This is a genomic window from Streptococcus sp. Marseille-Q0941 (genome assembly GCF_943736975.1).
Taxonomy (GTDB): domain Bacteria; phylum Bacillota; class Bacilli; order Lactobacillales; family Streptococcaceae; genus Streptococcus.
On sequence record NZ_CALSFO010000006.1, the window covers coordinates 38,988 to 63,447 of the forward strand.

A 24,460-nucleotide genomic window follows, 5' to 3' on the forward strand; every position below is an offset into this window, starting at 1 on the left:
ATTTTACTTGAAAATCTAAAAATTTTCTTTAAAAATTCACACAAAACTCTTCAATTTGGGTTTGTGAAAATCGGTTTTTTATGATAGAATATTAAGGAATGTATGTCATTCGATAAACAAATTTAATGAGGTAAAAACATGGAAATCATGACCATTGCGATTGTTGTTTTTGCCGTCATCATTGGTTTAGTCATTGGATATGTCAGCATCTCAGCTAAGATGAAATCATCACAAGAGGCTGCAGAGTTGATGCTTCTAAATGCTGAACAAGAAGCAACTAATTTACGAGGACAAGCTGAGCGCGAAGCGGATTTATTGCTAAATGAAGCCAAGAGCGAAAGCAAGTCTCTTAAAAAAGAAGCACTATTGGAGGCCAAAGAGGAAGCCAGAAAATACCGTGAAGAAGTGGACGCTGAATTTAAGTCAGAACGTCAGGAGCTCAAGCAAATTGAAAGTCGTTTGACGGAGAGAGCTGCGAGCCTTGACCGCAAAGACGACAATTTGACGAACAAAGAAAAAACACTTGAACAAAAAGAACAAAGTATTTCTGATAGAGCAAAAAACCTTGATGCACGTGAAGAGCAATTAGAGGAAGTCGAAAGACAAAAAGAAGCTGAACTTGAACGTATCGGTTCCCTTTCCCAAGCTGAGGCTCGAGATATTATCTTGGCTCAGACAGAGGAAAACTTGACCAAGGAAATTGCTAGCCGCATTCGTGAGGCTGAGCAGGAAGTCAAGGAACGTTCAGACAAGATTGCGAAAGATATCTTGGTTCAGGCTATGCAGCGTATCGCTGGTGATTATGTAGCAGAGTCAACAAACTCTACAGTTCACCTACCAGACGATACCATGAAGGGACGCATTATCGGTCGTGAAGGTCGAAATATTCGTACCTTTGAAAGTTTGACAGGGGTTGATGTGATTATCGACGATACACCGGAAGTGGTGACCTTGTCAGGATTTGATCCGATTCGTCGTGAAATTGCTCGTATGACCATGGAAATGTTGCTCAAGGATGGCCGTATCCACCCAGCTCGTATCGAGGAGTTGGTGGAGAAAAACCGTCAGGAGATTGACAATAAAATCCGTGAATATGGGGAGGCTGCTGCCTATGAGATTGGTGCGCCTAACCTCCATCCAGACCTGATGAAGATTATGGGACGTTTGCAGTTCCGTACTTCTTATGGACAAAATGTCTTGCGTCATTCGATTGAGGTTGCCAAGTTATCTGGTATCATCGCCAGTGAACTTGGTGAAAATGCAGCTCTTGCCCGTCGTGCTGGATTCCTTCATGACATCGGGAAAGCTATTGACCGCGAGGTTGAAGGTAGCCACGTTGAGATTGGTACTGAGTTGGCTCGTAAGTACAAGGAACACCCAGTCGTGGTGAATACTATTGCTAGCCACCACGGCGATGTCGAACCCGAAAGCGTCATTGCAGTGATTGTTGCTGCAGCAGATGCCTTGAGTGCAGCGCGTCCAGGTGCTCGTAGTGAATCTCTTGAAAGCTATATCAAGCGTCTCCATGATTTGGAAGAAATCGCCAATGGCTTTGAAGGCGTGCAAAATAGCTTTGCCCTTCAAGCAGGACGTGAGATCCGTATCATGGTTAATCCAGGACAAATCAAAGACGACAAAGTCACAATCTTGGCTCACAAAGTTCGTGAGAAAATTGAAAACAATCTCGATTACCCAGGAAATATCAAGGTAACCGTTATCCGCGAACTTCGCGCAGTTGATTATGCAAAATAAATAAGAAAGAGCAGTTGAAAAATTACTGCTTTTTTGTTACACTAGATAGAAAGATTGTAGTAAGCAGAAATGGCTTTACACTGTGAATTCTGAAGAATTTTCGAGTCATTTCACAAACTATCCAAAGGAGACATCATGGCAGACCGTGGCTTACTAGTCGTTTTTTCAGGTCCTTCTGGAGTTGGAAAAGGGACGGTTAGACGAGAAATTTTTGAGAGTTCTGAAAATCAATTCCAATATTCTGTATCGATGACAACACGGGCTCAACGTCCAGGTGAAGTAGACGGAGTTGACTATTTCTTCCGTACGCGTGAAGAATTTGAAGAACTGATCCGTCAAGGACAAATGTTAGAGTATGCAGAGTATGTAGGAAACTACTATGGAACTCCTCTGACTTATGTCAATGAAACCCTTGATAAGGGTATTGACGTCTTCCTTGAAATTGAAGTACAGGGAGCTCTTCAGGTTAAGAAAAAGGTTCCAGACGCTGTTTTTATCTTTCTAACACCGCCAGATTTGGAAGAATTGCAAGATCGTCTCGTTGGCCGTGGTACGGATAGCGCAGAAGTGATTGCCCAACGTATCGAAAAAGCCAAAGAAGAAATTGCCCTCATGCGTGAGTATGATTATGCCATTGTCAACGATCAGGTGCCCCTCGCTGCTGAACGTGTTAAACGTGTGATTGAAGCTGAACATTTCCGTGTGGATCGTGTCATCGGTCACTATCAGGATATGCTACCAAAGTCTCCGACTATTCGATAAACTATAGAAAACAGGTACAAACAAATGATGCTTAAACCCTCTATTGATACCTTGCTTGATAAGGTGCCATCAAAATATTCACTCGTAATTTTGGAAGCAAAACGTGCTCATGAATTAGAAGCAGGAGCACCTCCAACACAAGAATTCAAATCTGAAAAATCAACTCTTCGTGCTTTGGAAGAAATTGAATCTGGGAATGTAACCATCCATCCAGATCCAGAAGGAAAACGCGAAGCTGTTCGTCGTCGAATCGAAGAAGAAAGACGATTGAGAGAAGAAGAAGAAAAGAAAATCAAAGAGCAAATCGCGAAAGAAAAAGAAGAAGGTGAAAAAATTTAAGGTTGGGGGGACTCAATCTTATTTTTTCTATTGCAAGAATACTCAATCAATTGAAACGATTTAAGTAGAGAAGGAGGTGAGGACATGGTTATTGCAAAAATCATTGTGGATGTTCCCTTGATGCAGACGGACCAACCATACAGTTACAAGGTTCCTGAAGAATTTGTAGATATGCTGGAACTTGGCATGCGGGTTCATGTCCCTTTTGGAAAGGCCAATCGTTTGATTCAGGGGATTGTTCTAGGAATTGAAGAAGAAGCTTATGCGGAAGTGGCAAACGAGGAATTAAAAGAGATTGTCGAAGTACTTGATTTTTCTCCAGTTTTAACGGAGGAACAACTCTGGTTGGCCGAAGAACTACGTAAGTCAGTCTTTTCATACAAAATTTCTATTCTTAAAGCCATGCTTCCTGGATTTTTGAACTCTAGTTATGATAAAATCCTCTATCCTCTGGAAGGCTTGAGTCAGGAAGATAAAGAGCGTTTATTCGGTTCGCAAGAATCTCTAGCCTTTTCATCACTTGACTTGAAACAGCAGGCAGAGATGATGCGATTGACTCGAAAAGGGCTCTTGAAACTCGAGTATCAGGCTGTGGATCAGAAGAAGGTCAAGACCCAGTCTTGGTATGAGGTTCATGTTGAGCAGTTAGAAGAAATTGAGATTTCTGCGCGTGCTAAGAAAAAGGCAGAGCTAAGAGACTATTTGCTTGCTCATGCGGAAAGTGCTCCTCTGGCTAGTTTATTAGAGTCCTATTCGCGAGAGCAAGTCAACTTTTTTGTGGATCAAGGAGCTCTAACCTTAGTTCAAAAGGAAGTGCAACGTTCAGCTGCTTATTTCGAAGGCATTGAAGCAAGTAGACCTTTGGAGCTGAATCCAGAGCAAAGACAAGCTCGCGATGCGGTTGTCAGTGCTATTGGCAGTCAGCAACCTCCCTTCCTCCTTCAAGGGATTACAGGAAGTGGGAAGACAGAAGTTTACTTGCAGATTATCCAAGGAGCCTTGGACAAGGGAAAGACGGCCATTTTGCTGGTACCTGAGATTTCCCTGACGCCACAAATGACGGAGCGTTTTATTGCTCGTTTCGGCGAGAAAGTAGCCATCCTTCACTCAGGCTTGTCTAATGGTGAGAAGTACGATGAATGGCGCAAGGTTGAGCGTGGAGATGCTCAAGTTGTGGTTGGCGCCAGATCAGCCATCTTTGCCCCGCTGAAAAATCTAGGTGTCATTATTATCGATGAAGAGCATGAAGCCAGCTACAAACAAGACAGCAATCCGCGTTATCATGCTAGAGAGGTCGCTATTCTACGAGCCCAGTACAATCAAGCGGCCCTGGTCCTTGGTTCAGCGACACCGAGCATAGAGAGCCAAGCTCGGGCTGGAAAAGGTGTCTATCAACACTTACGTCTGACCCAACGGGCCAATCCTTTAGCAAGTATTCCTGAAGTTCAACTGATTGACTTCCGGGACTATATCGGGCAGAATGAGACATCAAACTTCACACCACCTCTGATTGAGGCAATTCAAAATCGTTTAGACAAAAAAGAGCAGGTGGTTCTCATGCTCAATCGTCGTGGTTATTCAAGTTTTGTCATGTGTCGGGAATGTGGGACTGTTGATACCTGTCCTAACTGCGATATTTCCTTGACCTTGCACATGGATACCAAGACTATGAACTGCCACTATTGTGGTTTTTCTAAGGAAATTCCTCATGTCTGTCCCAACTGTCAGAGTCACAGTATTCGCTACTATGGAACGGGGACTCAGAAGGCCTATGATGAGCTAGCAGAGCTCTTCCCGCAGGCACGTATTCTGCGCATGGATGTGGATACCACTCGTAAGAAGGGCAGTCACCAAGCTCTTCTTGACCAGTTTGGTCAAGGGGAAGCGGATATCTTGCTGGGAACTCAGATGATTGCCAAGGGCTTGGATTTTCCAAATGTGACCTTGGTCGGAGTGCTCAATGCAGATACGGCCTTGAATCTGCCTGATTTTCGTTCTTCAGAGAGAACCTTCCAACTCTTGACCCAAGTGGCAGGACGTGCAGGACGTGCTGAAAAGGCAGGTCAGGTCTTGATTCAGTCCTATAATCCTAATCATTATGCCATTCGCTTTGCCAAAGACCAAGACTACGAAGGTTTTTATGCTTATGAAATGAGTATCAGGCGCCAACTCGGCTATCCGCCTTATTATTTCACCATTGGGATTACCCTCTCTCACAAGAAAGAAGAAGAGGTTGTCAAACGTGCCTATGAAGTTATGGGAATTTTGCGATCAGGTTTATCGGATGCTTGTATCATACTTGGACCAACGCCAAAACCTATCGCTCGTACTCATAACCTCTATCATTATCAGATTTTAATCAAATATCGTTTAGAAGATGAGTTAACTTCAACCCTGAATCAGGTCTTGTCTCTAACTCAAGAACGGGAAAATAGCGAGCTTCGTCTCAGTATTGACCACGAACCGCAACAATTTTTATAAAAGGAGAAAAGATGACAAAACTAATCTTTATGGGAACTCCCGAGTTTTCAGCGACCGTTTTAAAGGGTCTTTTGACAGATGATCGCTATGAGATTGTGGCGGTTGTAACTCAGCCAGATCGAGCTGTCGGCCGTAAGAAAGTTATCCAAGAAACCCCAGTCAAACAAGCTGCCAAAGAAGCAGGACTTCCTATCTACCAACCAGAAAAATTATCGGGTAGTCCAGAGATGGAAGCCATTATGAAGCTAGGAGCTGATGGGATTATCACTGCTGCTTTTGGGCAGTTTCTCCCAAGTAAACTCCTTGATAGCATGGATTTTGCGGTCAACGTTCACGCTTCCCTCCTTCCCAAACATCGTGGTGGAGCTCCGATTCATTATGCCTTGATTCAAGGTGATGAGGAGGCAGGAGTAACCATTATGGAAATGGTCAAGGAAATGGATGCAGGGGATATGATTTCCCGTCGCAGTATTCCCATTACTGATGAGGACAATGTAGGAACTTTGTTTGAAAAATTGGCCATTGTTGGTCGTGATTTGCTTTTAGAGACTCTTCCTGCTTATATAGCCGGAGATATTCAGCCTCAACCGCAAGATCCAAGCCAGGTAACTTTCTCACCAAATATCAAACCTGAGGAAGAAAAATTAGACTGGAACAAGACTAACCGCCAACTCTTTAACCAAATCCGTGGGATGAATCCATGGCCAGTTGCCCATACCTTCCTCAAGGGAGAACGCTTCAAAATCTATGAAGCACTGCCTGTAGAAGGTCAGGGAAATCCGGGTGAGATACTCTCCATCGGTAAGAAAGAATTGATTGTCGCAACAGCAGAAGGAGCACTGTCACTTAAACAGGTTCAACCAGCAGGAAAACCTAAGATGGACATTGCTTCCTTCCTTAACGGTGTGGGACGGACTTTGGCAGTAGGAGAACGATTTGGTGACTAAAGTAGAAACGGCTAGAAATTTAGCCTTGGAGGTGCTAGAGGATGTCCTTATCAATCAAGCCTACTCAAATATCGCCTTAAATAAACACCTCAAGGGAAGTCAACTGTCAGCGGCTGACAAAGGTTTGGTGACAGAGTTGGTGTATGGAACCGTAGCTCGAAAACTAACCTTAGAATGGTACATATCCCACTTTATCGAAGATAGAGACAAGCTAGATGGCTGGCTTTATGTTCTGCTTCTGATGAGCGTTTATCAACTCCAATACCTAGATAAGCTACCTGACCATGCAGTCGTTCATGAAGCGGTTGAAATTGCAAAATCTCGTAAAAAAGGTAGCGAAAAACTAGTCAATGCAATCCTTCGCCGTATCTTGCGAGAAGGTTTGCCAGATATTGCCAGTATCAAACGTAAAAATAAGCGTGATTCTATCGCCTACTCTCTGCCAGTTTGGTTGGTTTCTAAGCTCAAGGAAGAGTACGGAGAAGAGCGAGCGCAAGCGATTTTTGAAAGTCTTTTGCATCGCAATAAAGCCAGTATCCGGGTGACAGATTTGAGTCTAAAAGAGGAAATCAAAAAATTGCTTGGTGCAAGTGATTCTATTTTGTCGGCTGCAGGTTTGGTCAAGGAGCAGGGGCATTTTGCTGGTCATGACTTGTTTGTAGAAGGTGCTATTACTATTCAAGACGAGTCTAGTCAGTTGGTGGCTCCGACACTAGATTTGCAAGGAGACGAGCAGGTTTTGGATGCCTGTGCCGCTCCTGGTGGGAAGACAGCCCATATGGCCTCTTATCTGACGACAGGTCAGGTAACTGCATTGGATCTCTACGACCATAAACTCAATTTGATTCAAGAGAATGCAGAGCGATTAGGCCTAGCAGACCGTGTACAAACACAAAAACTGGACGCTAGAAAAGTGCATGAGTTTTTTGACAAGGATCAATTTGATAAAATTCTAGTTGATGCCCCTTGCTCAGGGATTGGACTTTTGCGTCGGAAACCAGATATCAAATACAACAAAGACACTGCTGATTTCGCGTCATTACAGGAAATTCAGCTGGAAATATTAGGTAGTGTTTGTCAAACGCTACGTAAAGGTGGTATAATAACTTATAGTACCTGCACTATTGTCTCTGAGGAGAACTTTCAAGTGGTTCAAGCATTTTTAGAAAGTCATACAGAGTTCGAGCAGGTTAAACTAGAACACGAATGCAAGGATATCCTGAAAGATGGTTGCATCCTCATTACTCCTGAATTGTATGGAAGTGATGGATTCTTTATCAGCCAATTTCGGAAGGTATCCAATTAGGAAGGAACTGACACAATGGAAATTTCATTATTAACAGATGTGGGTCAGAAACGTACAAATAATCAAGACTATGTCAATCTTTTTATCAACCGTGCCGGTCGCACAATGATCATCTTGGCTGACGGGATGGGAGGACACCGAGCGGGCAATATTGCCAGTGAGATGGCAGTAACGGATTTAGGTGCTGCCTGGGTAGATACTCAGATTGATACTGTGAATGAAGTTCGAGAATGGTTTGCAGAACACCTAGAAATTGAAAATCAAAAGATTTATCAATTGGGGCGTGATGAAGCATATAAAGGAATGGGGACAACTCTAGAAGCCCTTGCAATCATTGATAATCAAGCTATCTATGCTCATATTGGTGATTCTCGTATTGGCTTGATTCGTGGTGAAGAGTACCACCAATTAACGAATGATCATTCATTAGTTAATGAGTTGCTCAAGGCAGGCCAATTAACCCCTGAAGAAGCTGAAGCGCATCCACAAAAAAATATCATTACTCAGTCTATTGGACAAAAAGATGAGATTCAACCTGATTTAGGGATCGTGAGCTTGGAACCAGGTGACTATATCGTTATAAATAGTGATGGTCTAACCAACATGATTTCTGGTAGCGAAATCTATGATATCGTGACAAGTGATATTTCGCTTGATGACAAGGCGGCAACCTTAGTACGTTTTGCAAACAATGCTGGAGGGCTTGACAACATCACGGTTGCCTTGATTGCGATTGAGGAGGAATCAAAATGATCCAGATCGGCAAGATATTTGCCGGACGATATCGGATTATCAAACAAATTGGCCGCGGAGGGATGGCGGATGTCTACCTAGCCAAAGATTTGATTCTTGATGGGGAAGAGGTTGCTGTGAAGGTCCTGAGGACCAACTACCAGACAGACCCTATCGCTGTTGCACGTTTTCAGCGTGAAGCACGTGCGATGGCAGACCTAGATCATCCTCATATCGTTCGAATTACGGATATCGGTGAAGAAGACGGTCAACAGTACCTAGCTATGGAATATGTGGCTGGACTTGACCTTAAACGCTATATCAAAGAACACTACCCTCTATCAAACGAGGAAGCTGTTCGTATCATGGGTCAAATTCTCTTGGCTATGCGTTTAGCGCATGCAAAGGGGATTATTCACCGTGATTTAAAACCTCAAAATATACTCTTGACTCCTGATGGAACCGCAAAAGTTACTGACTTTGGGATTGCAGTGGCCTTTGCAGAAACTAGTTTGACACAGACCAACTCCATGTTGGGTTCTGTTCATTATCTATCACCTGAGCAGGCGCGTGGTTCTAAGGCGACCATACAGAGTGATATTTATGCGATGGGAATTATCTTTTTCGAAATGTTGACAGGTCATATTCCTTATGATGGAGATAGTGCCGTGACCATTGCACTTCAGCATTTCCAAAAACCACTTCCTTCTGTCATTGCTGAAAATCCATCAGTACCACAATCCTTGGAAAACGTAGTTATAAAAGCGACAGCTAAAAAGTTAACAGACCGTTATCAAACTGTCTCAGAAATGTATGTTGACTTGTTAAGCAGCCTTTCTTATAACCGTCGAAATGAACCAAAGTTAGTATTTGAAGATACGAGTAAAGTTGATACAAAAACTTTACCGAAAATGTCACAGTCTACCTTAACAGCGATTCCTAAAGTGCAACCGAAGGAAGAAAATTCTCAGAGCCAAAATCCGGCTAAAAAGGCACCGAGTAAAGAAGCTGTTGCAAAACCAGTCAAGAAGCGTCGTTTTAAAGCGAGATATTTGGTGCTTTTAGCCAGCTTTGTACTTTTTTTAGCTTCTCTCTTTTGGATTGTATCGAAAACGCCAGCTACCGTTGAAATTCCAAAAGTAGCAGGTCAGACTGTAGCTGAAGCTAAGGAAAATCTTAAAAAAGCTAATTTTGAAATTGGTGAGGAGAAGTCCGAAGCTAGTGATACAGTAGAAGAAGGTCGAGTCATTCGAACAGATCCAGATGCTGGCTCAGCACGAAAAGAAGGAACAAAAGTTAATCTTATTATCTCTTCAGGTCAACAATCCTTCAAGCTTGGAAACTATGTTGGTCGTAAATCAACAGATGTTATAGCAGAATTGAAAGGGAAAAAGGTTCCTGAAAATCTCATTAAGGTTGTTGAAGAAGAATCAAGTGAAACAGAGGCAGGTCTCGTTATGAAACAAAGCTTGCCAGAGGGAACTACATATGATCTTAGTAAGGCAACGAAAATAGTCTTGACTGTAGCTAAAAAGGTAACCAGTGTTTCAATGCCAAGTTATATTGGTTCTAGTCTTGAATTTACCAAGAATAACTTGATTCAGATAGTCGGTGTTAAAGAAGCCAATATAGAAGTAATAGAGGTTTCTACAGCTCCTGAAGGAACTGCTGAAGAGACTGTAGTGAGTCAAAGTCCAAAACCAGGTGAAAGTGTAGATTTAAATAGAACTCGTATCAAGATTTCTATCTATAAACCGAAAACAACTACAACAACAAATCCTACAACAAGCAATCCTAGTCGTGCAGAAACATCTCCACAAATTAGAGAACCACAGACTAATCAAAACACTACAACGTCAGATTTACATCGTGGGAACAACTAATCAATCTTTGTCACAGTTTTTGTGGCAAAGATTTTTTTTCCTTAAAATTTATGATAAAATAAAAGAAGTTTAAAAAGGAGGGGAAGATGGACGAATCAAAAAAACTGAACGCAGTTATTGATGTCATTATGTTAGCAGGAACGATTTTGCTTCGCAATGGCTCTGAAATTTATCGTGTCGAAGATACTATGATTCGGATTGCGCATTCACAAGGCATTATGGATTGTAATGTTTTGGCCATGCCTGCAGCCATTTTTTTCTCCATTGAGAACACAAATATCTCTCGAATGAAACGAGTGACTTCCTCTTCCTATAATATTGAGAAGGTTTGTGATGTCAATCAGATTTCACGGGAGCTTGTATCAGGGCAACTTGATTTGGAGACAGCCTTTATCCGACTCAAAGAATTGAATACCAAGCCTTCACCTTATACCAATGTTCAATTGACGGTTGCGGCGACCTTTAGTGCTCCTTTCTTTTCAATCATGTTCGGTGGCAATACCTACGATGCAATCGGAGCAGGAGTGGCGACCATATTTGCCTTTACCTTTTCCCTCTATGTAGAAAAGTTTATTCGTATTCCCTTTATGACAGCTTTCGCAGGTGCCCTTGTCTTTGGATTGATTGCACAATTTTGGGCGCGCTATTCTGGGTTGCCGTCTACAGCTGATTTGGTCATTGCAGGTGCGGTTATGCCGTTTGTTCCGGGAATTGCTCTGACTAATGCAGTTCGAGACATCATGACCAATCACATTAACTCTGGTATGAGCAAGATGTTTGAATCCTTGCTGGTTACCCTTGCCTTAGGGGCAGGCACCTCTGTCGCCCTTGTACTCATGAACTAATATGACTCTAACAACATTTTTATTGCAGGCGCTGGCGAGTCTGCTGGCTATTATCACTTTTTTAATCGTTTTAAATGTCCAACGTTCCATGCTCATCCCCGGTGGAATCTTGGGAATGTCTATCTGGTTGCTCTATCTGATACTCAAGGAGCCAACAAATGTTATTTTGGCGACCTTTATTGCTGCTGTGATTGGTTCTTGTGTCAGTCAGATTATGAGTATTATCTACAAAACACCAGCAGTTGTTTTTGCATTGGCTATCTTGGCTCCACTAGTACCAGGTTATCTGTCTTATCGAACGACTTCCTTCGTTGTCACAGGTGACTATAGAAACGCCATTACCAGTGCAATGTTGGTGATGATGCTGGCCCTTGTTATCTCAATAGGAATGGCCAGTGGTACAGTTGTGCTGAAATTGTATTACTATCTCAAAAAGAATCGGGTTAGCTAGGGCTCGATTTTTTCATGGCTAGAATGGCTGAAAGAGCGAAGATACAAGGATGGAAATGAACTTGATTTGGGGAATCAAGTCTTTTTTAGCTCATTTGACCTCAATTATGATAAAATAGAGGTGAACGAATTTTTACAATGAATGATAAAAATAGAGGTAAATATGAAAATCGGTATTGATAAGATTGGTTTTGCGACCAGTCAATACGTTTTGAAATTACAAGATTTGGCAGAAACCCGAGGAATTGATCCTGAAAAATTGAGTAAAGGACTCCTTTTAAAAGAGTTGAGTATCGCTCCGTTAACAGAAGATATTGTGACCTTGGCTGCCAGTGCAGGAAATTCTATCCTGACTGAAGAAGAGAAGCAAGAGATTGATATGGTGATCGTAGCGACAGAATCTGGAGTCGATCAAAGTAAGGCGGCTGCGGTTTTTGTACACGGTCTACTTGGAATTCAACCTTTTGCTCGTAGTTTTGAAATCAAGGAAGCTTGCTACGGTGCAACTGCGGCCCTTCACTATGCTAAGTTACACGTAGAAAATTCTCCTAAATCAAAAGTCTTGGTGTTGGCTAGCGATATTGCAAAATATGGTGTCGAAACTCCTGGCGAACCAACTCAGGGGGCAGGTTGTGTTGCCATGTTGATTAGCCAAGATCCACGTGTTATGATTTTCAACAATGATAACGTTGCGCAAACTCGTGATATTATGGACTTTTGGCGTCCAAATTATTCAACGACACCATTTGTCAATGGAGTCTACTCAACGCAACAGTATCTGGATAGTTTAAAAACAACTTGGGAAGAGTATCAAAAACGTTATAACTGTAGCTTGAAAGATTTTGAGGCTATTTGTTTCCATTTGCCATATCCTAAGCTAGCTCTTAAGGGATTGAAAAAAATTCTCGATAAATCTCTATCTCAAGAGAAAAAGGATTTATTCCAAAAACACTTTGATGAATCCATTGTTTATAGCCAAAAGGTTGGAAATATCTATACGGGTTCACTCTTTTTAGGGCTTTTGTCTCTTCTTGAAAACTCTGATAGTCTCAAAGCAGGAGACAAGATTGCTCTCTACAGCTACGGAAGTGGTGCTGTATCTGAATTCTTCAGTGTGGAGTTGGTTGAAGGATACGAGAAGCAGTTACAGGAAAATCGTTTAGAACTGCTAGATCGACGTCAAGCTTTGACTGTTGCGGACTATGAACAAATCTTTTTTGAGGAAGCGAACTTGGATGAGTCAGGTTCTGCAACGATGTCAGGTTATGAAGGACAAGACTATGCTCTGGTTGAGATTGTAGAACACCAACGTCGCTATAGCAAGGTTGAAAAATAATGAAAAAAAATTGGAATGGATTTGCTAAAAAATCAGCCCAAGAGCGCCTAGAGCTAGTGAAGTCTCAGGCGCTTACTTCTATAGAGGCGAAGGACAGTTTAGACCGGAATGAAAATCTCAGTCTAGCAATTGCGGATCAACTGAGTGAAAATGTAGTCGGAACCTTTTCACTCCCCTACTCAGTAGTTCCAGAAGTGTTGGTAAATGGCCAAGAGTACACGGTTCCTTATGTAACAGAAGAACCATCCGTCGTTGCTGCGGCTAGCTTTGCAAGCAAAATCATTAAACGCGCGGGCGGTTTTACTGCTCAGGTTCATCAGCGTCAAATGATCGGTCAGGTTGCTCTCTATCAAGTCCCAGATAGTGATCGAGCTCGTCAGGTCATTCTGAGTCAAAAAGCGGAACTACTTGAACTGGCCAATCAAGCCTACCCATCAATCGTTAAGCGGGGTGGGGGTGCTCGTGATTTAAGAGTTGAGATAGTTTCTGGTGAGACAGATTTTCTGGTTGTTTATCTTCATGTGGATACTCAGGAAGCCATGGGAGCTAATATGCTTAATACCATGCTTGAAGCTTTAAAACCTAGTCTAGAGACTCTAAGTCAGGGGCAAAGTTTAATGGGAATTCTATCCAACTACGCAACAGATTCATTAGTAACCGCAACCTGTCGCATCGCCTTTCGGTATTTGAGTCGCCAAAAAGATGAAGCGCGTGAACTGGCAGAAAAAATAGTTTTAGCCAGCCAGTTTGCTCAAGCAGATCCTTATCGAGCAGCCACTCATAATAAAGGAATTTTTAATGGGATTGATGCTCTCTTGATTGCGACAGGAAATGATTGGCGTGCCATTGAAGCAGGAGCGCATGCCTATGCCGGTCATGATGGTGCTTATCGAGGTCTCAGTCGTTGGACGATGGATTTGGAAACAGAAGAGCTAATAGGAGAGATGACTATGCCGATGCCAGTTGCTACCAAGGGTGGATCAATTGGTCTTAATCCTCGTGTAGTTCTCAGCCATGAGTTGCTAGGTCATCCATCAGCTAAGGAATTAGCTCAAATTATCGTGTCAATTGGTCTTGCACAAAACTTTGCAGCTCTTAAAGCTCTTGTCAGCACAGGAATTCAGCATGGACACATGAAACTTCAAGCGAAGTCACTGGCCCTCCTTGCAGGAGCTACAGAGGCGGAAGTGCCTAAGCTTGTAGAAAGCTTGATTGCTGAAAAAACCTTTAATTTAGAAAAAGCCCAAACACTTTTGAAACATTTAAGATCATAAAAAAAACTCAGACTGATTCAGTCCGAGTTTTTTTGTTTATACTCAATGAAAATCAAAGAGCATTAGATACTTTTACCTGGTAAGAGACTAACTGGTAAGAAATAATCTGTTGTGGCTACCTCTTTACCCTCAATTTTTTGCAGTAGTAAATCAACTGTCAGGCGAGCAATTTCTTCCAAGGGTTGTTTAATGGTCGTGAGGTGAGGATAGAAATTTTCAATGAAATAAGTTCCATCGTAGCCAATTACCTTAAGCTGGTCAGGAACAGAGATACCAAGTTCCTGAGCAATTTTAATAACCAAAATAGCTGTCAAATCATCCGATGCAAAGATGGCGTCGGGTTTTTGTTTGATTAGGATATTTTTGATTTCCATTTCCTTACGAAGGGGTGAAAAGTCACTGGAAACATTGATAATAGGAGCCTTTGGTAAAATAGAAGCGAAACCTGCATGACGAAGACCAGTTGGAGAGTTGGAATTGTCATTTCCTGTAATCATGATGATCGATTTGGCACCGGTTTTAGCCAAGGTCTGAGCAGCTAGGACTCCGCCAGCGTAGTTATCAGAAGAAACGACAGGAATATCTGGAGATAGGTTACGGTCAAAGGAGATGATAGGAGCCGTCACGCGATTGTAATCTTCGATACCTAAGTTATGACTTCCTGAAATGATACCGTCCACCTGATTGGCTTCCAACATTTCGATGTATTCTCGCTCTTTTTCTGAATCGTGCTCACTATTACAAATAATCGTCTTATAGCCTTTTTTGAAGAGTTCGTGTTCCAATTTGTCAATCAATTCAGCATAGAACACATGGCTAATTTTAGGGAAAATCAAACCGATTAACTTGGCAGACTTTCCTTGAAGACTGCGAGCTAAATTATTGGGTTTATAGCCTAGCTCACGCATAGCATCCTTAACTTTTTGGATGGTTTTTTCTGACAGATATCCTTTTTTGTTGATAACGCGTGAGACGGTTGTTGGACTAACACCGGCTAGCTCAGCGACATCAGTTAGTTTTGCGACCATATTCTAATTCGTAGTAAGTTCCAGTTGGGTTTCCAGATTTGATAAGGATTCCCTTTTGATCTTCATGTGGGAAGACACGACCAGAAAATACTTTTTCTCCTTTATTGATGAAAATTTCAAAGACTGAGTTGTCAATGAAGATATTGACAGTAGTAGCTTGGTTGTCAATAGGACATGAGCGAGTAGTTCCAAATTCTTGTGCGTATTGTTCCCCTGCTTGACTACGGTCAACGGTAACTTGACCATTGACAAGATCAAAGCTGATAGAGAGACCCTTGCCATCTTTATCAGCAAAAAGAACGATTTCGCTTTGGCTGTTGGCTTCTAGATTAAGCTCAAGTTCGTAGCTATTCTTGGTTTCAGAGCGATTAGAAAATTTTTCTTCTGATTTTCGAAGTTCCTTGATAGCGGCTACAGGGTACTGATATAGTTTGCCGTCTTTGATGGTAAGCTCCTTGACTAGTGAGAAGGTTCCTTGGTGATCAAAACGGTCAGATGGGTAGGCTACATCTGGTAGCCCAAGCCAGCTAACTGCTAGAGCGCGTCCGTCTGGATCATTGAAGGCCTGAGTAGCGTATGCTTCAAAACCATAGTCGAGGTTGTGTAGTTCAGACACATCTACCATACGAGCATTTTCTGGATTAAAGGAAGCACCGATTTTGTACATATTAGGGTAAATGTTGTCATAATCAAGAACTTTTTTGTCCAAACCTTGTGGGCAGTAGAGAAGTACAGGCTGTTCTCCGACAAAGACAAGGTTCGGGCATTCCATCATATAAGCAGTACTGTCATTGTTGAAGTCAAGGTCTCCGACTTCTTGCCAGTTAGTGTAATCATTATCGACAGCCTTGTAGAGACGGACAAATCCTTTTTTCTCCAAATCCTGACCACCGACGATAGCGTAGTATTGTCCTTTAAAGTTAAAAATCTGTGGATCGCGGAAGTGGTCAGTAGCATCAGCAGGTTGATCAATCAAGATTTTTTCAATCTTTTCAATCTTTCCATCCTTGTCCACTAAGGCACCAATCTGGTAAGGATGGCGAATCCAATTTTCATCACGAACATTTCCTGTATAGAATAGGAACAATTGGTCTCCAAACTGCATAGCAGATCCTGAGTAAGCACCGTGGCTATCTAAAGGAGTATCAGGTAGAACCTTAACTCCAGTTTCTGAAAAATGAACTAAATCATCACTTTCAAGTTGTACCCAAGACTTTAACCCATGAGCTGCTCCGAAGGGGAAGTTTTGGTAAAAGACAACCCACTTGCCATCGAAATATGAAAAACCATTTGGATCATTTAAAAGACCTTGCTTGGGTTCGATGTGATAGCTTGTATGCCATGGAGACTGAGCCATATTTTCTTGAATTTGTTTGATTTCTTCTTGAGTCCAATCTTCATAACGTCTGTAGCGACGTTCAGTTGTCCATTTCATGTTATCATCCTTCCAAAATTTCTACTATCTCAATAGTAAACGTTTCCTCATAAAAAAGCAAGTCTTTTATATCGGATTTAAGAAAAAAATGTCAAACGATTGACAGATAATTAGGAGCTTGCTTTTATGAAAATCAATGAAAATATGAAAGTTTTTGAAAAATACACATAAAAACACGTAGAAACGGGCGTTTTTGAGAGAGTTTTATTAAGAAAGTAGCAAAAACCATCAAAAATTTTAGCAATCAAAAAACTTTTTCTGCAAAACGCTTGACATATTTTTAAATCGTGATAGAATAATAATTGTAGGGCGAATAAATCGCTTTCAAACAAGAACAAATTTTTTATAAGGAGATTTTTGCAAATGACCAATACAGAAATTGCAAAAAAAGTCATCGAAGCCTTGGGAGGACGTGAGAACATCAACAGTGTAGCTCACTGTGCGACTCGCCTCCGTGTGATGGTAAAAGATGAAGCAAAAATTAATAAGGATGCTATCGAGAACTTGGAAAAAGTTCAAGGTGCTTTCTTTAACTCTGGTCAGTACCAAATCATCTTTGGTACAGGTACAGTAAACAAGATGTACGATGAGGTCGTAGCTCTTGGTTTGCCAACTTCTACAAAATCTGAAATGAAAGCAGAAGCTGCAAAACAAGGAAATTGGTTCCAACGTGCTATCCGTACATTCGGTGACGTTTTTGTTCCAATCATTCCAGTTATCGTAGCAACTGGTCTCTTCATGGGTGTTCGTGGTCTCCTTACTGCTCTTGGGATGACACTTCCAGAAGATGTGACAACTTACACTCAAATCTTGACTGACACAGCCTTTATTATCTTGCCAGGTTTGGTCGTTTGGTCAACCTTCCGTGTATTCGGTGGTAATCCAGCCGTTGGTATCGTTCTTGGTATGATGCTCGTATCTGGCTCACTTCCAAATGCCTGGGCTGTTGCTTCTGGTGGTGAAGTAACTGCAATGCAGTTCTTCGGATTTATCCCAGTTGTAGGTTTGCAAGGTTCAGTTCTTCCAGCCTTCATTATCGGGGTTGTCGGAGCTAAATTTGAAAAAGCTGTTCGTAAGGTTGTTCCAGACGTTCTTGACCTCTTGGTAACACCATTCGTAACACTTTTGGTAATGTCAATTCTTGGTTTGTTTATTATCGGACCAGTCTTCCACGTTGTTGAAAACTACATCCTTCTTGGAACAAAAGCACTCCTTAACTTGCCGTTCGGTCTTGGTGGTTTCTTAATCGGTGGAGTTCACCAATTGATTGTCGTATCAGGTGTTCATCACATCTTCAACTTGCTTGAAGTTCAATTGCTTGCTGCTGACCATGCTAACCCATTCAACGCTATCATTACTGCAGCTATGACTGCTCAAGGTGCTGCAACTGTTGCCGTTGGTGTGAAAACTAAAAATCCAAAACTTAAAACTCTTGCTTTCCCAGCTGCTCTATCTGCCTTCCTTGGTATTACTGAGCCAGCTATCTTCGGGGTTAACTTGCGTTACCGTAAACCATTCTTCCTTTCATTGATTGCTGGTGCAGTCGGTGGTGGACTTGCTTCAATCCTAGGACTTGCTGGTACAGGTAATGGTATCACAATCATCCCAGGTACAATGCTTTACATTGGTAATGGACAACTTCCACAATACCTATTGATGGTAGCTGTATCATTCGCTCTTGGTTTTGCTCTTACTTACATGTTTGGTTACGAAGATGAAGTAGAAGAGGTTGCAGGAGCAATTTCTGAAACTGACCGTTTAACAGAAGAAGCAGTAACTGGTAATCTTGTTTCACTTAGCGAAGGTGTCATCCAAACTCCAATCGTTGGTGATGTTGTTGCTCTTTCAAATGTCAATGACCCAGTCTTCTCAAGCGGAGCTATGGGACAAGGGATCGCTGTGAAACCTAGCCAAGATGTTGTTTATGCACCAGCTGATGCTGAAGTAACAATCGTCTTCCCAACTGGTCATGCGTATGGTTTGAGAACAACTAACGGTGCTGAAATCTTAATTCACGTTGGTATCGATACTGTTTCAATGAATGGTGAAGGTTTCAACCAAAAAGTTAATCAAGGTGATAAGGTTAAAGCTGGAGATGTTCTTGGAACATTTGACTCAGCTAAGATTGCTGCTGCAGGTCTTGATAACACAACTATGGTTATCGTAACAAACACTGCAGACTTTGCTTCAGTAAATCCAGTTGCTTCTGGATCAGTTGCTAAGGGTGATGCAATCATCGAAGTTAAAGCTTAATACTCTTCGAAAATCTCTTCAAACTGCGTCATACTCGCTTTGCCGTACTCAAGTACTGTCCGCAGCTCGATTCCTAGTTTGTTCTTTGATTTTCATTGAGTACACTACTTTCGATTTAATAGATCAAAAAACGAACAAATGTCATGTTTGTTCGTTTTTGTTTAAATGGTAAAATTTACAGAGGAAAATCTAAAATATTGAGCAATTTTCAGTCTGGAAATATGCTATAATAAAGAAAAATAAATACAAGAGGTTTATCATGACAAAACTATACGGAAGTTTGGAAGCGGGCGGTACAAAATTTGTCTGTGCTGTCGGTGATGAAAACTTTAACATTGTAGAAAAAACACAATTCCCAACAACAACTCCTATCGAGACAATCGATAAAACCATCGAGTTCTTCTCAAAATTTGAGAATCTTGCAGGTCTTGCCGTCGGATCATTTGGTCCTATCGATATCGACAAAAACTCAAAAACTTACGGGTTTATCACAACAACTCCAAAACCTAACTGGGCAAATGTAGACTTACTTGGTGCCCTTCGTCGCGCTCTAAACGTGCCAATGTATTTCACAACAGACGTAAATAGTTCTGCATATGGTGAAGTCGTTGCTCGTAATAATGCCGGCGGTCGTATTGAGAACTTGGTCTACTACACTATCGGTACAGGTATCGGTGCTGGTGTCATCCAACGTGGTGAGTTTATCGGTGGTGTTGGTCACCCTGAAATGGGACACTACTATGTTGCTAAACACCCAATGGACGAGGAAAAAGAATTCAACGGTGTATGTCCTTTCCACAAAGGCTGTTTGGAAGGCTTTGCGGCTGGACCAAGTTTGGAAGCTCGTACAGGTGTTCGTGGTGAAAATATCGAACTGAACAACTCTGTATGGGATGTTCAAGCCTACTATATCGCTCAAGCTGCAGTAAATGCTACCGTAACTTTCCGACCAGATGTTATCGTCTTTGGTGGTGGAGTTATGGCTCAACAACACATGCTTGACCGTGTACGTGAGAAATTCACAGCTCTTCTCAATGGTTACCTACCAGTGCCAGATGTACGTGACTATATTGTAACTCCAGCAGTTGCGGGGAATGGTTCAGCTACACTAGGGAACTTCGTTCTCGCTAAGAGCGTTGCAAAATAAGTATAAAAAATTAGAGGCTGGGACAAAAGTCCTAGCCTCTTTTTGATGTTGGATTGTCGAGCAAGACGCAGTGGTTGAGTGGGCTCTACTACGCTGATTTCATCAGCATTTACAACCCTACTCAACTGTGCGGAGGTGGGACGACGAAATCGAATTCTAACGAATTACCGATTTCTGTCCCACTCTCTTTTTCTATTTTCGTTTCCTGATGGAAAATATTTTGCCAAGTTTCGTGACGGCGCCAGATACTGGTATGAATGGTATCACCGACTTGGTAGCGGATAAGTTTTGTTTTCTGACTGATAGAAGTTAAATGAAGCTCTTTAATGGCAGCTGTCAGTTCTTTTTCAGCCTTATAGGCATTCTTGTCCAGTTCTTGTCCGTCCTGGCGGATATAAATGAAATCTTCTGCAAGTAACTCTTCCAGTTGATTTCCTTGGTCGATTAGTTGCTCTCTCATGAGCAATTTTTTATAGACATTATCTAGAATTTCATCCTCAGGGATTGGTGCTGGTTCGATATGAATGTCTGTATCAAAGACACCAAAGCGATCTGATAACATGGATTCAACCTGGTCCGCAATTTCGTGACTTTCAAAAACAGACAGATCTGGATTCATTTCCAGAGTAATGTCTAGGTAAATGTTACTTCCGTAAGTACGACCGCGTTGAGATTTGACCTTGCTAATCTTAGGGATTTCCATGATAGCCTTTTGGTAATCTTCGAGCAAGCGTTCATCAAAACCATCCGAAAGACTAAAAGATGATTCGATAAAAATGTCATAGGCAGTCTTGAGGATAAAGAAGGTAATGATAATGGCGACCAGCTTATCCACGATTGGGTAGTTAAAACTGCTGGCTAGGATAGCGATAGAAGTTCCAAGAGATGTTACGGCATCTGACAAATTATCCTTGGCTGCGGCCTTAAGTGCTTTGGACTTAGATTGCTTGCTCAGATGGGTATTGTATAGATAAACTGCAAACATGATGGTAGCAGAGATGACTCCCAGAGTCGCCCCAAGTGGATCAATGACCGTTTGCTCACGGCTGAGTATCTTTTGAATGGTATCCCGTAGAACATCAAAACCAACGTAAAACATAATGATGGAAGTGATGAGACTGGCCAAGTCCTCTATTTTCCAATGACCGAAGCGATGGTCTCTATCTGCTGGTTGGCGAGCCAAACGAATCCCGATGAGGAGGGCTACGTTTCCGACGATATCTGAAACGTTGTTAAAACCATCTGCCACCAAACTGGATGAATGGAGCAGGTGTCCGGTTGCTAGCTTAGCTGCAGACAAGAATAGATAGGTTAAAATGCTGATAATGGCACCACGCTCAGCCAATTTTAAGTTTGAAACCGATTGATTCATCTAACTCTCTTTCTAGCATTTCAGTATGTTTTCATTATACTGGTTTTCCAAGGAAAATTCAAATGGAGGAAGTAAGTTAAATAGACCCCACCCCTTGAAAACTTTTGAAATTCTGATATAATAGAACTACTCAAGGGAGTAGCTGGCGGGAAACCGCGATAGTGTCGTCATTACGAATTATTTCCGGCACTATATTAAACAGCGAGACTTGTTTTTTTAAAAAACAGGTCTCTTTTTTTGTAAAAAGAGGCCAAAAAGGAGGAGACTGTTTTGTCAAAAGAACAAAATAAAGACTTGTTTTACACACAAACCGCAGAAGAAGTCCTAAAGAACCTGGACTCATCTATCGAAGGTTTGTCAACTGCTCAAGCTCAAGAACGCCTAGCGGATTATGGTCGTAATGAGTTGGAAGAGGGAGAGAAACGCAGCCTACTAGCTAAATTCCTTGATCAATTTAAGGATTTGATGATTATCATCTTGCTTGCGGCAGCGGCTCTTTCGGTCATTACAGAAGGAATGGACGGTTTAACAGATGCCATCATCATCTTGGCTGTTGTTGTTTTGAATGCTGCTTTTGGGGTCTACCAAGAAGGGCAAGCAGAAGCAGCCATTGAAGCACTGAAAAATATGTCTAGCCCCATGGCCCGTGTTCGTCGTGATGGCCATGTCATTGAGATTGACTCAAAAGAATTGGTACCTGGGGATATCGTCTTGCTTGAAGCAGGAGATGTCGTGCCTGCAGATATGCGCTTGTTTGAAGCAGCTTCCCTAAAAATTGAAGAAGCAGCTCTTACAGGGGAATCTGTCCCAGTTGAAAAAGATGTGACAGGACTTGTTGAGGCAGATGCTGGTATCGGTGATCGTGTCAATATGGGTTACCAAAACTCAAACGTAACTTACGGTCGTGGTATTGGTGTCGTAACCAACACTGGTATGTATACAGAAGTTGGTAAGATTGCGGACATGTTGGCCAATGCTGATGAGACAGAAACGCCATTGAAGCAAAGTTTGGAACAATTATCTAAAGCTTTGACATACTTGATTGTTGTGATTGCGATTATCACTTTCTTGGTTGGTGTCTTCGTTCGTGGGGAACATCCATTAGAAGGTTTGATGGTGGCGGTAGCCCTTGCGGTTGCCGCGATTCCAGAAGGACTTCCTGCTATTGTAACCATCGTTCTATCTTTAGGAACAACAACCCTTGCCAAACGGAATTCAATTGTCCGTAAATTGCCAGCAGTTGAAACGCTTGGTTCAACAGAAATCATCGCATCTGATAAAACAGGTACCTTGACCATGAACCAAATGACGGTTGAAAAGGTTTATACCAACGGCCAATTGCAAAGCTCGGCAACTGAAATCGCTGCAAGCAACAATACGCTTCGCATCATGAACTTTGCCAATGATACCAAAGTGGACCCATCTGGTAAGCTGATTGGTGATCCAACGGAGACAGCTCTTGTACAGTTTGGTTTGGACAACAACTTTGATGTTCGTGAAGTCTTGAAGGATGAGCCACGTGTGGCTGAATTGCCATTTGACTCAGACCGTAAACTCATGTCTACCATTCATAAGGAAGCAGATGGCTCTTACTTTATCGCTGTCAAGGGTGCGCCTGACCAATTGCTCAAGCGTGTGACTCGTATCGAAGTCAATGGGGAAGTTCGTCCAATCACAGAAGAAGATAAAAATGCTATCCTTGCTATCAATAAAGACTTGGCCAAACAAGCCCTTCGTGTCTTGATGATGGCTTATAAGACAAGTCATGAAATTCCAACCTTGGAATCTGAAATTGTTGAATCTGACCTCATCTTCTCTGGTTTGGTCGGCATGATTGACCCTGAGCGTCCAGAAGCTGCAGAAGCTGTCCGTGTCGCTAAGGAAGCGGGTATCCGTCCAATCATGATCACTGGTGACCACCAAGATACGGCTGAAGCTATTGCTAAACGTCTCGGTATCATCGATCCAAATGATACGGAAGATCATGTCTTCACTGGTGCTGAGTTGAATGAACTCTCTGATGATGAATTCCAAAAAGTCTTTAAGCAATACTCTGTTTACGCTCGTGTATCGCCTGAGCACAAGGTTCGTATCGTTAAAGCTTGGCAAAATGAAGGTAAGGTTGTCGCTATGACGGGTGATGGGGTCAACGATGCGCCTTCACTTAAGATAGCTGACATCGGTATCGGTATGGGGATTACAGGTACAGAAGTTTCTAAAGGAGCTTCTGATATGGTCCTTGCTGATGATAACTTTGCAACCATTATCGTAGCGGTAGAAGAAGGACGTAAGGTCTTCTCAAATATCCAAAAATCAATCCAATACCTCTTGTCTGCCAATATGGCTGAAGTTTTCACCATCTTCTTTGCAACCTTGTTAGGTTGGGATGTGCTTCAACCAGTGCATTTGCTATGGATTAACCTGGTAACAGATACGCTACCAGCTATCGCTCTTGGTGTTGAACCAGCTGAACCAGGTGTCATGACTCACAAACCTCGTGGACGTAAATCCAACTTCTTTGATGGTGGTGTCTTCGGTGCCATCATGTATCAAGGTGTTTTCCAAACCATGCTTGTTCTTGGTGTCTATGGTTGGGCTCTTCTCTTCCCAGAGCACCAAAGTCATACTGAAATCCATGCGGATGCCCTTACCATGGCTTTTGCAACTCTCGGTTTGATCCAATTGCTCCATGCCTTTAACGTTAAGTCGGTTTACCAATCAATCTTTAAAGTGGGACTCTTTACCAACAAGACCTTTAACTGGTCTATTCCAGTTGCCTTCGTCCTCTTTGTAGTGACAATTTTGGTTCCTGGATTTAATAATCTCTTCCACGTGTCACACTTGAGCTTGACGCAATGGATGGTGGTCGCTGTAGGAGCGCTTATGATCGTGGTCCTTGTTGAGATTGTTAAAGCAGTTCAACGAGCGCTTGGAAAAGATAAAAACGCTATTTAAGCATTATGAAAGTCATCTTCGGATGGCTTTTTGTTTTTATGTAAATATAAACTGAAATAATACTCAATGAAAATCAAAGAGTAAACTAGGAAGAGAGCCGCAGGTTGCTCAAAACACCGTTTTGAGGTTGTGGATAGAACTGACGAAGTCAGTAACACATATA

18 protein-coding genes are annotated in these 24,460 nt (G+C 42.1%); 15 read left to right on the plus strand and 3 right to left on the minus strand.

The features are described 5' to 3' along the window. Nucleotides 1–138: 138 nt before the first annotated feature. From NGI26_RS06700 to NGI26_RS06755, 12 genes are all read left to right on the plus strand, one after another. A complete protein-coding gene (locus NGI26_RS06700) occupies nucleotides 139–1,752 on the plus strand; it encodes a ribonuclease Y (RefSeq protein WP_251937984.1) in 1,614 nt (537 codons plus the stop codon). A 135-nt stretch (nucleotides 1,753–1,887) separates the two neighbouring features. After that, the gene (gene gmk, locus NGI26_RS06705) at nucleotides 1,888–2,514 is read left to right on the plus strand and encodes a guanylate kinase (RefSeq protein ID WP_251937987.1); all 627 of its coding nucleotides are present in this window, start codon (nucleotides 1,888–1,890) and stop codon (nucleotides 2,512–2,514) included. Between the two features lie 24 nt (nucleotides 2,515–2,538). Then, nucleotides 2,539–2,853 (plus strand): DNA-directed RNA polymerase subunit omega, encoded by a 315-nt coding sequence (rpoZ, locus tag NGI26_RS06710; protein ID WP_006152731.1) that lies wholly within the window; start codon nucleotides 2,539–2,541, stop codon nucleotides 2,851–2,853. A gap of 84 nt (nucleotides 2,854–2,937) precedes the next feature. Next, nucleotides 2,938–5,334, plus strand: a complete 2,397-nt coding sequence (locus tag NGI26_RS06715) for a primosomal protein N' (protein WP_251937990.1) — start codon at nucleotides 2,938–2,940, stop codon at nucleotides 5,332–5,334. A gap of 11 nt (nucleotides 5,335–5,345) precedes the next feature. Further along, on the plus strand, nucleotides 5,346–6,281 hold the full coding sequence (gene fmt, locus NGI26_RS06720) for a methionyl-tRNA formyltransferase (protein ID WP_251937992.1): 936 nt from the start codon (nucleotides 5,346–5,348) through the stop codon (nucleotides 6,279–6,281). After that, nucleotides 6,274–7,587 (plus strand): 16S rRNA (cytosine(967)-C(5))-methyltransferase RsmB, encoded by a 1,314-nt coding sequence (gene rsmB, locus NGI26_RS06725; RefSeq protein ID WP_251937995.1) that lies wholly within the window; start codon nucleotides 6,274–6,276, stop codon nucleotides 7,585–7,587. Before fmt ends, rsmB begins: the two co-directional genes overlap by 8 nt. A 15-nt stretch (nucleotides 7,588–7,602) precedes the next feature. Next, on the plus strand, nucleotides 7,603–8,340 hold the full coding sequence (locus NGI26_RS06730; protein ID WP_251937998.1) for a Stp1/IreP family PP2C-type Ser/Thr phosphatase: 738 nt from the start codon (nucleotides 7,603–7,605) through the stop codon (nucleotides 8,338–8,340). Beyond that, on the plus strand, nucleotides 8,337–10,202 hold the full coding sequence (gene pknB / locus NGI26_RS06735) for a Stk1 family PASTA domain-containing Ser/Thr kinase (protein ID WP_251938002.1): 1,866 nt from the start codon (nucleotides 8,337–8,339) through the stop codon (nucleotides 10,200–10,202). Before NGI26_RS06730 ends, pknB begins: the two co-directional genes overlap by 4 nt. A gap of 86 nt (nucleotides 10,203–10,288) precedes the next feature. After that, a complete protein-coding gene (locus NGI26_RS06740) occupies nucleotides 10,289–11,047 on the plus strand; it encodes a threonine/serine exporter family protein (protein ID WP_251938005.1) in 759 nt (252 codons plus the stop codon). Between the two features lies 1 nt (nucleotide 11,048). Beyond that, nucleotides 11,049–11,498, plus strand: a complete 450-nt coding sequence (locus NGI26_RS06745) for a threonine/serine exporter family protein (protein ID WP_006152777.1) — start codon at nucleotides 11,049–11,051, stop codon at nucleotides 11,496–11,498. 162 nt (nucleotides 11,499–11,660) lie between these two features. Beyond that, nucleotides 11,661–12,833, plus strand: coding sequence for a hydroxymethylglutaryl-CoA synthase (locus NGI26_RS06750; RefSeq protein ID WP_251938008.1), 1,173 nt, complete (start codon nucleotides 11,661–11,663; stop codon nucleotides 12,831–12,833). Then, nucleotides 12,833–14,107 carry a hydroxymethylglutaryl-CoA reductase, degradative gene (locus NGI26_RS06755; protein ID WP_251938011.1) on the plus strand — a complete coding sequence of 425 codons (1,275 nt, stop codon included), beginning with the start codon at nucleotides 12,833–12,835 and terminating at the stop codon, nucleotides 14,105–14,107. Before NGI26_RS06750 ends, NGI26_RS06755 begins: the two co-directional genes overlap by 1 nt. A gap of 62 nt (nucleotides 14,108–14,169) precedes the next feature. Here NGI26_RS06755 and NGI26_RS06760 read toward each other — a convergent pair whose 3' ends face one another. Next, the gene (locus tag NGI26_RS06760) at nucleotides 14,170–15,135 is read right to left on the minus strand and encodes a LacI family DNA-binding transcriptional regulator (RefSeq protein ID WP_251938015.1); all 966 of its coding nucleotides are present in this window, start codon (nucleotides 15,133–15,135) and stop codon (nucleotides 14,170–14,172) included. Further along, nucleotides 15,116–16,570, minus strand: coding sequence for a sucrose-6-phosphate hydrolase (locus NGI26_RS06765; RefSeq protein WP_251938018.1), 1,455 nt, complete (start codon nucleotides 16,568–16,570; stop codon nucleotides 15,116–15,118). Before NGI26_RS06765 ends, NGI26_RS06760 begins: the two co-directional genes overlap by 20 nt. A gap of 363 nt (nucleotides 16,571–16,933) precedes the next feature. On the opposite strand from NGI26_RS06765, the gene NGI26_RS06770 reads away from it, so the two are divergent. Together NGI26_RS06770 and scrK are read left to right on the plus strand one after the other, a co-directional pair. Continuing rightward, nucleotides 16,934–18,823: a sucrose-specific PTS transporter subunit IIBC gene (locus tag NGI26_RS06770; RefSeq protein WP_251938023.1), complete on the plus strand. Its 1,890-nt coding sequence runs from the start codon at nucleotides 16,934–16,936 to the stop codon at nucleotides 18,821–18,823. 259 nt (nucleotides 18,824–19,082) lie between these two features. Further along, entirely contained in the window at nucleotides 19,083–19,970 is an 888-nt protein-coding gene (gene scrK / locus NGI26_RS06775; protein ID WP_251938026.1) for a fructokinase ScrK, read from the plus strand. Nucleotides 19,971–20,091: 121 nt separating this feature from the next. On the opposite strand, the gene NGI26_RS06780 is transcribed toward scrK, so the two are convergent. Beyond that, nucleotides 20,092–21,342: a cation diffusion facilitator family transporter gene (locus NGI26_RS06780; RefSeq protein WP_251938029.1), complete on the minus strand. Its 1,251-nt coding sequence runs from the start codon at nucleotides 21,340–21,342 to the stop codon at nucleotides 20,092–20,094. Nucleotides 21,343–21,612: 270 nt separating this feature from the next. Here NGI26_RS06780 and NGI26_RS06785 point away from each other — a divergent pair, with 270 nt between their 5' ends. Beyond that, nucleotides 21,613–24,297 carry a cation-translocating P-type ATPase gene (locus NGI26_RS06785; RefSeq protein ID WP_251938032.1) on the plus strand — a complete coding sequence of 895 codons (2,685 nt, stop codon included), beginning with the start codon at nucleotides 21,613–21,615 and terminating at the stop codon, nucleotides 24,295–24,297. Nucleotides 24,298–24,460 lie beyond the last annotated feature (163 nt).